The following is a 12,518-nucleotide window of genomic DNA, read 5'->3' on the forward strand; positions in this document are numbered from 1 at the left end:
AAAGCATCACGTCAACAATTAACTTTAATTATTTTGCATTTTTCTTATTTTCTTTATGAAATTTTTCAATTTGTAAAATTAGACAGAAGAAAAAACAGCCTTTTGAAGGGCTGTTAAAAATTTGATTTTTTATATAGTAATTTATATAAAATAAAAAATAAGATAGCGATTAAGGCATTTTGCCAAAAGGTTAGATGATAAATGAGATAAGGTTGTTTTTTAAAATAAATATTTAAGAATATAGCGGAACAAAACGGGATAGCAAATGCGAATCCAAATAGAATTCTTCTTTTCCAATTCATTTTCTGATCAAAGGAGTACCGCTTTAATAAATATAAAATAAATAGTATACCTAGTATAATTATTGAAACAGACGAAGTAGTTCCAAGGATACTAAAAGGTGGACTTATTATTTCGGTGTTCTTTTCAAAAAAGAAAATGAAAAGAGAAGCAATGGTGTCCATTCCAAACTGTATAGCGAGAAGTAAGCTAATAACAAAGCCGATTAAAGAAGTTTTTTCTAACATTGTTTGAACCGGCAAAGCCGATATGAGTTCATCACAATAAGATTGTAAGTCATCACCAAAAATGTCATAAGCATTTTTATTTTCTGTTTGTGCTTCGATGAGATGGTCTAATATTTCTAGTAATAGTTCTTCTACTTGTTGCTCGGGTACGTTTGATATTCGAAGATATACTAACATATCACCATAAGCAGCCTCGTTTTCGGAAGTTAGAAGCTCACGTTTTTTATTATTCAATTCAATCATGTCTTGTGCATTCATCCCTATCACTCCCTCTGTAATAAGTTATTTACCGTAGTTGAAACCATTCCCCAGCTTTGTTTAAATTCTTCAAGCTGCTCTAATCCTTTATCGGTTACGTGATAATATTTTCGTTTTGGACCGAGTGAGGAGGCTTTTAATGTTCCTTCAATCAATTTTTCTTTTTGCATACGTAACAATAACGGATATATGCTTCCTTCGCTTACGAATGTAAATCCGTGTTTATTTAATTTTGTGCTCAGTTCATATCCGTACACTTCTTCTTGTGAAATGATGTATAGGATGCAACCTTCTAGTACACCTTTTAACATTTGGCTGTGCATGATTTCACCACCTTTTACTCAGGTAACTTGCGTTGCAAGGTAGCTGTTATCCAAATTATAACATTCAGTAACTTGCAACGCAAGTTACTGAAGTGGAAAACTTTAATGCGTGTTAATTTTTCAACGTTTCCCATACTAACGAGAGGGAGGGAAGCACATGAAACCATTTATGCCAAAACTCGTTTACTTTGAACCAAAGGCACTTGAATATCCGCTTGGAAAAGAGCTTTATGAGAAGTTTACGAAGATGGGATTAGAAATTCGTGAAACGACATCACATAATCAAATTAGAAATTTGCCAGGAGAAAATGATTTGCAAAAGTATCGTAATGCAAAAGCGACGCTTGTCGTTGGAGTAAGGAAGACGCTAAAGTTTGATACGTCAAAACCGTCAGCTGAATATGCAATTCCGCTCGCAACAGGGTGTATGGGACATTGTCATTATTGCTATTTGCAAACAACACTTGGGAGTAAGCCTTACGTTCGTGTGTATGTCAATCTTGATGAAATATTTGAGAAGGCAAAGCAATATATGGATGAAAGGGCACCTGAAATAACAAGATTTGAAGCAGCGTGTACATCAGACATTGTTGGGATTGATCATTTAACACATGCATTAAAGCGGGCGATTGAATTCATTGGAGAAAGTGAATATGGGCGCTTACGTTTCGTCACGAAATATTCGCACGTTGATCATTTATTAGATGCAAAGCATAATGGGAAAACTCGTTTCAGGTTTAGTATAAATTCACGATATGTAATTAAAAATTTTGAACCAGGGACATCGCCATTTGAGGAGCGAATTGAGGCGGCACGTAAAGTAGCAGGTGCAGGTTATCCACTTGGTTTTATAGTCGCGCCACTTTATATGCATGAAGGATGGGAAGAAGGATATCGTGAACTATTTGAGCGACTGTACAATGCGCTGAAAGATATGACGATACCAAATTTAACGTTTGAATTAATTCAGCATCGTTTTACGAAACCAGCGAAAAAGGTTATTCAAGAGCGTTACCCAAATACGAAGCTTGAAATGGATGAAGAGAAGCGAAAGTATAAATGGGGACGATATGGAATTGGGAAATATGTATATAAAAAAGATGATGCAGAAGTATTGGAGGAAACGATTCGAGGATATATTCATCACTTTTTTCCTGACGCAGAAATTCAATATTTTACATGAAAGGAACTTGTATGTGAATACAGGTTCTTTTCACTTTTGCAGATTTAGGCTCGTTTCCACCTTGTCACGTTATTCTTTCTGGTGTATCATTTTATTGATTGCTTCGTACGGAATAAGCAAAATGAAATTGGATGGAGGAAACCGATGCCTACCCCTAGTATGGAAGATTATATTGAACAAATTTATTTGTTGATTGATGAAAAGGGTTATGCCCGTGTATCTGATATTGCTGAAGCGCTTAGTGTACATCCATCCTCTGTAACAAAAATGGTACAAAAATTAGACAAAGACGAATATCTAATTTATGAAAAATATAGAGGGCTTGTATTAACATCAAAAGGTAAAAAAATCGGGGAACGTCTCGTATATCGACATGAATTGTTAGAACAGTTTATGCGCATTATCGGTGTGGATGAAAGCAAAATTTATAATGATGTAGAAGGAATTGAACATCATTTAAGTTGGGAATCAATTGACCGTATCGGTGATTTAGTACAATACTTTGAACAAGATGAGGTTCGAGTGGAAACACTTCGTGGTGTTCAAAAAGCAAATGAAGAGAAAAGTAATTAAGGGGAACGGATGGCGTTTCCTTTTTTATTTCAATTCGAAAAGGATGGGAGAATTATGAAAGCAATTATTTTTGATTTTGATGGATTAATTGTGGACACAGAAACGATATGGTTTCACTCTTTCAGAGATGCTGTTCGTGAATACGGCGGGGAACTACCTTTAGAGGAATTTGCGAAATGCATTGGAACAACAGATGAGGTACTTTATGCATATTTAAATGATCAATTAAAAGAGAAGTTTAACAAAAGTGTATTAAAAGAAAAAGTGGCAACTTTACATAAAGAGAAAATGAAAATACCAGAAGCTCGTGACGGGGTAAAAGAATATTTAGAAGAAGCGAAAGAAATGGGATTAAAAATCGCACTAGCTTCTAGTTCGTCTAGAGAATGGGTTATTCATTTTTTAGAAGAGCTTCAGATTCGAGAATATTTTGAAGTAATTAAAACGAGAGAAGATGTTGAGAAGGTAAAACCAGATCCAGCTCTTTATCGAGTTGCAATAGAAGAATTAGGAATTAAGCCATCTGAAGCTGTTGTATTTGAAGATTCATTAAATGGATTGAGAGCAGCAGTTGCAGCGGGATTAACGTGCGTTGTTGTACCTAATGATGTGACACGGAATTTACCATTTAAAAATCATCATCTTCGAATTGAAAGTATGAGAGAGAAAAGTTTAAAAGAAGTGCTTCAAAGTATAAAAAAAGACCGTATTTCCTAAAAGGAAGCACGGTCTTTCTTTTTACTTTTTTTGCCTTCAATGACAGTTAAATGAGACTGTTTTCTTTTTCGTTTCAAAGTGGAAGAATTTCCTTTTTTACTTTTGTCATTAGAAGTATTTGACTTAAAGAAAGAATTGCCTAGGGGTGCTACATTTTGTTTCCCATGTTTGCGGTTCGATTGTTTTGCCGCACGCTTATATGAGCTTTGCGAATTTGCGGAACCACTGGAATTTGTAAACATCTTGTATAGCAAGTAAAAGATACCGACAACAAGTAACATGTACCCGATATTTCTTAATACACCCATGGGATTTGTAATAACAGATGAAACAAGGCCGAATATTGCCAATCCAATAATAAGCACAAATATAGCGAAAGTAAACGAACGACCGTTCATAAGGGACACCTCCTAAAAACGTATATTAAAATTAGTATATTAACGATGAGGAAAGGAGTTGAACACCATTTTTAAATAATTATTGTTTGTTCTCTAAACGTAATAATTCTTCAAACGATGCAATTGCTACTTCCACTTGGTCATCTGTTGGTTCTTTCGTTGTTAATAGTTGTAGCCATAACCCAGGATATCCAAGTACGCGTAATACGGGAATATCTCTTAATCGATTTGTAAATTGCAATACTTCAAAAGAAATACCAAGTACAACTGGAATTAATAAAATTCGGTTTATAACTCGTGCCCAAAGAGGATCTGTAGGGACTAGGAAATAAACGAACATTCCAATAATGACTGTAAATATAATAAAGCTACTGCCGCATCTATAATGGAGGCGAGTTTGCTTTTGAACGTTTTCTACAGTCAGAGGAAGGTTATTCTCATAAGCATTGATTACCTTATGCTCTGCACCGTGATACTGAAATACCCGCTTAATAAGTGGGGTTAAAGAAATAAAGTATATATAGCTCAATAATAGCATGAGCTTAATGACACTTTCGACAATGATTTGCCCAGTATGAGATGGGAAAATCGGTCTCGTTAATTCAGCTAATAGTGCAGGAACTGCTGTGAAGATGACTTTACCGAATATGAAAGATAAAACGCCAACAGCTGCAACTCCTAATACCATCGTTAATTTTGATTGTTCTTCTTTTTTATTTGCAATTTGTTCATCATCTTCTGGGTGGACGTCAAATCGTTCTGAAGCGAAGTTTAAATGCTTTGCTCCATTCGCACTTGCATCCACAATAGCGGCAATACCTCGTAAAAATGGAATTTTTTTTAGGATAGATAATACTTTATTACGAACGCGTGGTAATCGATAAAATTCAATCGATTTATCTTTACGACGAACCGCTGTAACAGTATATTCTCTACCGCCAAACATAACTCCTTCTATGACCGCTTGCCCGCCATATATTTGTTTTGACTCTTCTGCCATGTTAACACCAACCTGTATTTGTTTCTCTCTTATGTAGAAAAAGAGGCAATTGTCATACTGGGTTCTGTCGTTTTGAAATAAGACAATCACCGAGTTTCCTTTATTTTATCGGCAAATACAAGTAGATGACAAGGGAAAATGTTATGAGAGTCGGACATTTCTTATTCTTTTTATAGACAAATTTCGCAGGATTTAAACATGCTTCAAAATAGTTTCGGGCATACTATTGAGCGGAGGTGTCGATGTGAGTCAAGAACAATTAGGAACAAGGAATTTTGTACAAATCGGTTTGTTTGGTGGAATCTTTTGGGGCGGGATATGGTATTTCCTTCATATATTTTCATTCACGGAGGCGGGACCGAATTATTTCCTTTTACCATTTGCGTTTGGAAGTTGGAAGGAAGGTGTATGGGGGAATGTGTCAGGAATAGTTTGTATGGGACTTCTTTCAATTTTGATTGCCTTTTTGTATAAAGCATTTTTTGCGAAGTTTGAAGGGATTATTGCGGGAATTATTTATGGATTATTTTGGTGGGCATTACTGTTTTTGGGGATGGGTTTAATGGCTCCTGTTATTAAAAGTGCGCTCCATTTACCAAAAGAGACAATTGTAACGACAATATGTATTTTTATATTGTATGGTGTGTTTATAGCATATTCTGTTTCTTACGCAGTAAATAGCAATAAAGTAGAGCAAGAAGGGCGAGAGAAGACGAACTATTCAAATAAGTAACTCCTATGTTAAAATATTGTATAGATATTTAATATTAAGGAGTTTTAAGAATATGAAAAAGTTACTCCTCGTAAACGGTCCTAACCTAAATCGCCTCGGTGTTCGTGAGGTAAATGTATATGGAAAGGGCACGCTAGCGACACTTGAAGCAGATATGAAGCAAGAAGCGGAAACAATGGGAGTGGAGTTAGAATGTTTCCAATCGAATCATGAAGGTGCCATTATCGACATTATTCATGAAGCGGAAGATATATATGAAGGGATCATTTTAAACCCGGGAGCATTTACGCATTATAGCTATGCGATTCGTGATGCCATTGCGAGCATTTCGATTCCTGTTATTGAAGTACATATTTCTAACATTCATCAGCGTGAATCGTTCCGTCACGAATCTGTGACGGCAGCTGTTTGTGCAGGACAAATTGTTGGATTTGGTTTTTATGGCTATAAGTTAGCGTTATTTGCATTAATGGAGAAATTGAGGGAGGCATAAAGTAATGGAGAAAATTGAAAGATTACGAAGTGCATTTGGTGAGGCTGGCATTGACGGTATTTTGTTAACAAATGAACATAGTCGTAGATATATGGCTAACTTCACAGGAACAGCAGGTGTAGTTCTTATTTCAAAAGATCGTGCGCAATTTATTACAGATTTCCGTTACGTCGAGCAGGCAAGTAAACAAGCGGTTGGATATGAGATTGTACAGCACGCAGGATTAATCATTGATGAAGTGGCAAAGCAAGTGAAAGAGCTTGGAATTCAAAAGCTTGGTTTTGAGCAAGATACTCTTACATATAGTTCTTATTCAGCGCATAAGGAAGCGATTGATGCTGAATTTATCCCAACTTCTGGACTTGTAGAAAAGTTACGCTTGATAAAGACTGATTCAGAGATTAAGATATTAAAGGAAGCTGCACAGATTGCAGATGCTGCCTTTGAGCATATTCTATCATTCATTCGCCCGGGAGTATCTGAAATTGAAGTGTCAAATGAACTTGAATTTTTCATGAGAAAACAAGGAGCAACATCTTCTTCGTTTGATATTATCGTTGCTTCAGGTCTTCGTTCGGCATTACCGCACGGCGTGGCATCTGAAAAAGTGATAGAAACAGGAGATTTCGTTACATTAGACTTCGGCGCTTATTACAAAGGATATTGCTCTGATATTACTCGTACGATTGCAGTCGGTGAACCATCTGATAAATTAAAAGAAATTTATAATATCGTTTTAGAAGCACAACTACGTGGTGTGAACGGTATTAAAGCTGGTTTAACAGGTCGCGAGGCTGATGCGCTAACGCGTGATTACATAACGGAAAAAGGATATGGTGAATACTTTGGACACTCTACTGGTCATGGAATAGGTCTTGAAATCCATGAAGCACCAGGTTTAGCGTTCCGTTCTGATACAGTACTTGAACCCGGTATGGCTGTAACAGTAGAACCAGGTATTTATATTCCAGGTATTGGCGGCGTACGTATTGAAGATGATATCATTGTGACAAGTGAAGGTAATGAAGTAATTACGAAATCACCAAAAGAACTTATTATTTTGTAATACACAGGAGGATTTTTTTACATGATTTCAGTAAACGATTTTCGTACAGGTTTAACAATTTCAGTGGACAATGCCCTTTGGCAAGTACTTGATTTCCAACACGTAAAGCCAGGTAAAGGTGCTGCATTCGTTCGTTCTAAACTACGTAACATTCGCACAGGATCTGTTCAGGAGAAAACATTCCGTGCAGGTGAGAAAGTAGAAAAAGCACACATCGAAAACCGTCGTATGCAATATTTATACGCAAGTGGTGAGGCTCACGTATTTATGGATAACGGAACTTATGAGCAAATCGAGCTTGGTGAAAAACAAATCGAGCGCGAGCTTAAATTCCTAAAAGAAAACATGGAAGTAGCAATCATGACTTACCAAGGCGAAGTACTTGGTGTTGAACTTCCAAACACAGTTGAATTACAAGTTACAGAAACAGAGCCTGGTATTAAAGGTGATACTGCTTCTAACGTAACAAAACCAGCTACATTAGAAACTGGTCTTGTTGTACAAGTACCAATCTTCATTAACGAAGGCGAAATGCTTATCATCAACACTGGTGAAGGTAAATACGTTTCTCGTGCATAGTAGAAAAGCACTCGTGATAATTCACGAGTGCTTTTTTTATAGGAAATAGGGTATATAGTAAATAGCTGTTATAATAAAACTGACTAAAACAAGTGAAAGAGTACCCATAATAGATGGAGTCAAAACAATTTGAAATGGTTTTATTTCCCCAGTCTCAACACCAGTTAATGTTTTACTTATTGCGTGATCTGTAATGTTATTTCTATGGTTACTCATAATAATTAACCACATAATTGCAAATATCCCTAAACTACCAAGGAAAAATGTCTCTATAAATGACCAACCGACCAATAAGGAAAAAAGATAAATAAGAGCTAATTCTACTACAACGGTTAAACTAATTTTCAATTTCTTCATATTTTTCCCCCTCATTCTGTAATCTCAACCAGTTTAAAAAATTTTCACGTGACACGACATGCAAAGAGCAAGTTGACTTTACTTCTTTCTCTAGTGCAGCGTGTTCGTCTGGAAACTTGTTTTCCACATGCAATGAAATATAAGGTAGTTTTTCTTGTGCTTTTAACGAGCGGGTATTATTCGTTTTAGCACCAGCAAATACGTAGGAAAGTTGTAAGTCTAAAAAGGCGATTTTAAAGATTTCTTTTTTAGCAGCCTCGTTATAGCCTTTTCCCCAGTACGGATAGCCGAGCCAACTACCAATGTGAGATTGCTTCTTCTCATCATTAATATGTTTAAGTGTGGTGAGGCCAATTATTTCATTCTCTTCATTCACAATCATTCTCGATAAGGATTTCTTTTGATGTTCTTCTTCTATTGCGAAAAGAAGAAATGCTTTTGTGTCTTCGATGTTTTCTACCGTTATCCCTAATGCATTTTTTATATGTGGATCACTTGATAGCTCGAAAATCACATTTGTATAGCGTAAATCGAGTGGTAATAAAGTAACGTGCTGCATGGTTTATACCCCTTTTAAACTAAATGTACCATAATATACCATAAAGTAATATGGATATTCAGATTCTAATTCGGGCTTTAGAGAAAAATTATGTTTTTACTTCTGAAATAGACAACCTCTGCATATGGTTGTACAAATATATTCTTTTTAAGAATACGAAGTTAGTAACTGTTACGGGAGAAGGTGGAAGAATGAAACAGTGGCTAGCGGCAATGGAAACATCCGTGCTTGTTATGGGAGCACTTCGATTATTTTCAGGTAGTGCGGAGATATTTGCTGCTTTGCTTATGCTTTATGTGAATGATGCGAAGAAAGCGTTGTTTATAAATGGTATGTTAGCGTTTGTTGGACCTACCGTATTAATTTTAACAATGACAATTGGGATAGCGAGTGTAGCAAGTGAAATTTCTTTCTTGAAGCTCTTTTTTCTAGCGCTTGGAATTTGCTGTATTTTTATCGCATTACTGAAATAGTAAGTCGAGTATAGTGGGGAGAAGCCGATGAAAGAGGTATTAGAAGTTTTACCAAAAACGATGAAGTATTTAATTGAAGAATGTAAGCAATACGATGCTTTAGAGGAAATTCGTGTTCGAATTGGAAGACCGCTAGAGTGTATTGCACACGGAAAGGTGTTTTTTTATGACTATATCACTACTGCAGAGGATGCTATTTACTTACTGAATAAGTTAAGTCAATTCTCAATTTATACGATGGAAGAGGAATTAAAACGTGGGTATGTGACACTTCGCGGGGGGCATAGAATCGGATTAGCGGGAAAAGTCATTACAGAAAAAAGCGCAGTGAAAATGATTCGTGATGTCTCTTCCTTTAATATTCGTATTGCTCGTCAAAAAATAGGGATTGCTGAACCGCTTTTGCCATATTTGTATGAAAAAAGATGGTTAAACACGATGGTAATTGGCCCTCCGCAAACGGGAAAAACGACACTTTTAAGAGATGTAGCTCGTTGCATGAGTCAAGGAGTAAGTGCCTCGGAAATTCCTTCTTGTAAAGTGGGGATCGTTGATGAACGGTCAGAAATTGCTGGCTGTGTGAAAGGGATCCCGCAATATGATTTTGGTACCCGAGTCGATGTGTTAGACGCGTGTCCAAAGGCAGAAGGAATGATGATGATGATTCGTTCTATGAGTCCTGATATTTTGATCGTAGATGAAATTGGCCGTAAAGAAGATAGTGAAGCAATTATGGAGGCAGTGCATGCAGGTGTTCAGCTTTTTATAAGTGCACACGGATTTTCCTATGAGGATGTTGTGAGACGTCCATCGCTAAAGGCAGTGCTAGAGCTTGGTATATTTGATAGGTTTGTGGAGTTGTCAAAAGCAAGGGGTCCAGGAACGGTTATGCAGGTGAAAGATAAATATGGAAAACCAGTGCTATCAAGTAGAAAGGCTGAGGGCGTATGGTGAAAATATTCGGTGCAGTGTTAATCGTTGCGGTCAGCACCTTTTTCGGGTTTTCATACGCTAAAAGATATAGTGAGAGGCCGAGGCAACTTAGATTATTAAAATCAGCACTTCAATCATTAGAAGCAGAAATTATGTATGGACACACACCTTTATCTGAGGCTGCCGAGCGATTAGTTAAACAAATGCCAAAGCCATTAAATTGGATATTTCAAAGTTTCGCCAGAAGACTACAAAGCGGGGAACAAACAGTAAGAGAAGCGTGGATAGATAGTTTGAAAGAGAACTGGAAGTTAACCGCATTTCAACAAACTGAGTATGAAATACTGCAGCAATTTGGTGAAACGCTCGGGCAACATGATCGTGAATCACAACAAAAACATATTCGCTTATGTATTACACATTTGGAGAGAGAAGAAGGAGAAGCGAAAGCACTACAACTGCAATACGAAAAAATGATTAAGAGCTTAGGGGTACTAGCAGGGCTACTTATTGTAATTTTACTGCTATAGGGGGGAGAAAGGCGATGTCCATTGATGTTGGATTAATATTTCAAATCGCCGGAATCGGCATTGTTTTAGCTTTCATTCATACTGTACTAAAAGAATTAAAGCGGGAGGATATTGCAAATTGGGTTATCCTTGTCGGTTTTGTCGTCATTTTATTTCATGTTGCATTTTTAATTAACACGCTATTTGACAAGATTAAAAGTGTCTTTCTCTTCCAGTAAAGGAGGCGGTTCGAATCGAAATTATACAAATTGTCGGATTAGGCCTCGTTGCTACGTTTTTAGCTGCTGTTTTGAATCAGCATAAATCTAGTATTACATCTTTATTTATTGTGTTCGTAGGTAGCGTGATGTTTCTTATTTTAATCGATCAAATTCATTCTATTTTACAAATGATTGAGAGAGTAGCAAGTGAAGCGAAAGTTAGTAACGTCTACGTGGAAACGTTACTAAAGATTATTGGAATTGCTTATATTGCTGAGTTTGGAGCCCAAATTACAAAAGATGCTGGTCAAGGTGCCATCGCTTCGAAAATTGAACTTGCTGGGAAAATCTTAATTCTCGTTATGGCGATTCCTATTTTGACGGTTGTAATTGAAACTATTCTCGGATTTTTACCGACGGGATAAGGGGGAGTGAATGTTGAGGAGGTTTGGAGCTAAGCTGCTATTTGCTTGCTTCCTTTTCTTTTCTTTACCGGTTGTTGTACAAGCTTCTCCTGTAGAAACAAACGTCGTTGATCAACAATTGGATAAGCTCGGAATTGAAGATGTGAAGCAATTTTGGGACGGGCTTGTTACAAAATATGGTGGCTATTTGCCAGAGAGTCAAAAAGGTAGCTTTATGGAGTTTGTAAAGGGAGAAAAAGAATTCTCTCTAAAAGAGTGGATGATAGGGTTATTAAAATATTTATTTCATGAGCTTGCTGCTAATGGAAAACTGCTTGGCACACTTATTATGCTCACAATCTTTAGTGCATTGTTGCAATCACTGCAATCCGCTTTTTCAAAAAGTAGCGTAAGTAAAATTGCTGATGCTGTTGTGTATATGGTACTTATTATTTTTGCTTTAAATAGTTTTTATGTCGTTATGACATATGCAAGAGAAACGATACAAACAATGGTAGATTTCATATTAGCGTTATTGCCAATTTTGCTGGCGCTTATAGCAACTGGGGGCGGGGTTGTATCTGTATCATTTTTTCATCCGGTTATCATTTTCTTAATGAATACGAGTGGGCTTCTTATGAATTATATCGTTCTACCACTTTTATTACTGGCAACGATATTAAGTATTGTAAGTACAATGAGTGATCAATATAAAGTGACGAAATTATCCAAGCTTCTGCAAAACGTTAGCGTAGGGATTATCGGTGTCTTTTTAACAATTTTTTTAGGAGTATTGTCTGTACAAGGGACAGCAACAGCTGTTGCTGATGGAATAGCTGTGAAAACTGCTAAATTTGTAACAGGAAACTTCATTCCAGTAGTTGGAAGGATGTTTACAGAAGCGGCAGATACTGTTATTAGCGCATCAGGATTATTGAAAAACACAGTCGGAATTATTGGGCTCGTCATTTTATGCTTAATTGTTGCTTTTCCAGCGATTCAAATTTTCTGTATTGCATTTATTTATAAATTCGCAGCAGCAGTATTGCAACCGGTTGGCGGCGGAGCAATTATTCAATGTTTAGACATTATTGGACGAAGCATCATTTACGTATTTGCTTGCTTAGCTATCGTATCATTTATGTTCTTTTTAAGTATTACAATTATTATTGCTGCGGGGAATATTACACTTATGATGCGGTAGGAGGTGAA

At 36.6% G+C, this 12,518-nt stretch carries 19 protein-coding genes; 13 read left to right on the forward strand and 6 right to left on the reverse strand.

What is annotated here, in order from left to right; translation table 11 throughout:
* Positions 1-113: 113 nt before the first annotated feature.
* Entirely contained in the window at positions 114-785 is a 672-nt protein-coding gene (locus BM089_RS12600) for a DUF1129 domain-containing protein (RefSeq protein WP_139213260.1), read from the reverse strand.
* Between the two features lie 5 nt (positions 786-790).
* Positions 791-1,108: a PadR family transcriptional regulator gene (locus BM089_RS12605; RefSeq protein WP_062923521.1), complete on the reverse strand. Its 318-nt coding sequence runs from the start codon at positions 1,106-1,108 to the stop codon at positions 791-793.
* A gap of 157 nt (positions 1,109-1,265) precedes the next feature.
* Between BM089_RS12605 and splB the strand changes: the two genes are divergently transcribed.
* The 3 genes from splB to BM089_RS12620 all read left to right on the forward strand — a co-directional run bounded on the left by splB (position 1,266) and on the right by BM089_RS12620 (position 3,581).
* Positions 1,266-2,291, forward strand: a complete 1,026-nt coding sequence (gene splB / locus BM089_RS12610) for a spore photoproduct lyase (RefSeq protein WP_065485176.1) — start codon at positions 1,266-1,268, stop codon at positions 2,289-2,291.
* 144 nt (positions 2,292-2,435) lie between these two features.
* Positions 2,436-2,864 (forward strand): transcriptional regulator MntR, encoded by a 429-nt coding sequence (gene mntR / locus BM089_RS12615; protein WP_001143080.1) that lies wholly within the window; start codon positions 2,436-2,438, stop codon positions 2,862-2,864.
* A 54-nt stretch (positions 2,865-2,918) separates the two neighbouring features.
* Positions 2,919-3,581: an HAD family hydrolase gene (locus BM089_RS12620; RefSeq protein ID WP_053565474.1), complete on the forward strand. Its 663-nt coding sequence runs from the start codon at positions 2,919-2,921 to the stop codon at positions 3,579-3,581.
* Here BM089_RS12620 and BM089_RS12625 read toward each other — a convergent pair.
* The gene (locus BM089_RS12625) at positions 3,578-3,979 is read right to left on the reverse strand and encodes an SA1362 family protein (RefSeq protein WP_001014463.1); all 402 of its coding nucleotides are present in this window, start codon (positions 3,977-3,979) and stop codon (positions 3,578-3,580) included. The two genes, BM089_RS12620 and BM089_RS12625, sit on opposite strands and share 4 nt — an antisense overlap.
* A 79-nt stretch (positions 3,980-4,058) precedes the next feature.
* Positions 4,059-4,979 (reverse strand): DUF1385 domain-containing protein, encoded by a 921-nt coding sequence (locus tag BM089_RS12630; RefSeq protein ID WP_000807120.1) that lies wholly within the window; start codon positions 4,977-4,979, stop codon positions 4,059-4,061.
* Positions 4,980-5,223: 244 nt separating this feature from the next.
* Between BM089_RS12630 and BM089_RS12635 the strand changes: the two genes are divergently transcribed.
* Genes BM089_RS12635 through efp form a run of 4 tightly spaced genes read left to right on the forward strand, consistent with a single transcriptional unit; the run spans position 5,224 to position 7,850 of the window.
* Positions 5,224-5,712 carry a YqhR family membrane protein gene (locus tag BM089_RS12635; RefSeq protein WP_000076886.1) on the forward strand — a complete coding sequence of 163 codons (489 nt, stop codon included), beginning with the start codon at positions 5,224-5,226 and terminating at the stop codon, positions 5,710-5,712.
* 52 nt (positions 5,713-5,764) lie between these two features.
* Positions 5,765-6,205, forward strand: coding sequence for a type II 3-dehydroquinate dehydratase (gene aroQ, locus BM089_RS12640; RefSeq protein ID WP_000735140.1), 441 nt, complete (start codon positions 5,765-5,767; stop codon positions 6,203-6,205).
* A gap of 4 nt (positions 6,206-6,209) precedes the next feature.
* A complete protein-coding gene (gene pepQ, locus BM089_RS12645) occupies positions 6,210-7,271 on the forward strand; it encodes a Xaa-Pro dipeptidase (protein WP_000411057.1) in 1,062 nt (353 codons plus the stop codon).
* Between the two features lie 21 nt (positions 7,272-7,292).
* The gene (gene efp / locus BM089_RS12650) at positions 7,293-7,850 is read left to right on the forward strand and encodes an elongation factor P (protein ID WP_000626513.1); all 558 of its coding nucleotides are present in this window, start codon (positions 7,293-7,295) and stop codon (positions 7,848-7,850) included.
* Positions 7,851-7,886: 36 nt separating this feature from the next.
* On the opposite strand, the gene BM089_RS12655 is transcribed toward efp, so the two are convergent.
* Positions 7,887-8,207 carry a hypothetical protein gene (locus BM089_RS12655; protein ID WP_090977082.1) on the reverse strand — a complete coding sequence of 107 codons (321 nt, stop codon included), beginning with the start codon at positions 8,205-8,207 and terminating at the stop codon, positions 7,887-7,889.
* Complete coding sequence (locus BM089_RS12660; protein WP_016512323.1) at positions 8,188-8,766, reverse strand: GNAT family N-acetyltransferase; 579 nt, start codon at positions 8,764-8,766, stop codon at positions 8,188-8,190. The genes BM089_RS12655 and BM089_RS12660 overlap by 20 nt, the downstream gene beginning before the upstream one ends.
* Positions 8,767-8,957: 191 nt before the next feature.
* On the opposite strand from BM089_RS12660, the gene BM089_RS12665 reads away from it, so the two are divergent.
* Genes BM089_RS12665 through spoIIIAE form a run of 6 tightly spaced genes read left to right on the forward strand, consistent with a single transcriptional unit; the run spans position 8,958 to position 12,510 of the window.
* Positions 8,958-9,239 (forward strand): YqhV family protein, encoded by a 282-nt coding sequence (locus tag BM089_RS12665; RefSeq protein WP_000816050.1) that lies wholly within the window; start codon positions 8,958-8,960, stop codon positions 9,237-9,239.
* 27 nt (positions 9,240-9,266) lie between these two features.
* The gene (gene spoIIIAA, locus BM089_RS12670; RefSeq protein ID WP_000665907.1) at positions 9,267-10,193 is read left to right on the forward strand and encodes a stage III sporulation protein AA; all 927 of its coding nucleotides are present in this window, start codon (positions 9,267-9,269) and stop codon (positions 10,191-10,193) included.
* Positions 10,187-10,702: a stage III sporulation protein SpoIIIAB gene (spoIIIAB, locus tag BM089_RS12675; RefSeq protein WP_000238703.1), complete on the forward strand. Its 516-nt coding sequence runs from the start codon at positions 10,187-10,189 to the stop codon at positions 10,700-10,702. The genes spoIIIAA and spoIIIAB overlap by 7 nt, the downstream gene beginning before the upstream one ends.
* 14 nt (positions 10,703-10,716) lie before the next feature.
* A complete protein-coding gene (gene spoIIIAC, locus BM089_RS12680) occupies positions 10,717-10,920 on the forward strand; it encodes a stage III sporulation protein AC (RefSeq protein ID WP_000020914.1) in 204 nt (67 codons plus the stop codon).
* A gap of 23 nt (positions 10,921-10,943) precedes the next feature.
* Complete coding sequence (spoIIIAD, locus tag BM089_RS12685; RefSeq protein ID WP_077393170.1) at positions 10,944-11,327, forward strand: stage III sporulation protein AD; 384 nt, start codon at positions 10,944-10,946, stop codon at positions 11,325-11,327.
* 10 nt (positions 11,328-11,337) lie between these two features.
* On the forward strand, positions 11,338-12,510 hold the full coding sequence (gene spoIIIAE, locus BM089_RS12690; protein WP_000946113.1) for a stage III sporulation protein AE: 1,173 nt from the start codon (positions 11,338-11,340) through the stop codon (positions 12,508-12,510).
* Positions 12,511-12,518: the final 8 nt, after the last annotated feature.

The sequence above is a fragment of the Bacillus sp. 5mfcol3.1 genome, assembly GCF_900114335.1.
GTDB classification, from domain to species: domain Bacteria; phylum Bacillota; class Bacilli; order Bacillales; family Bacillaceae_G; genus Bacillus_A; species Bacillus_A thuringiensis_S.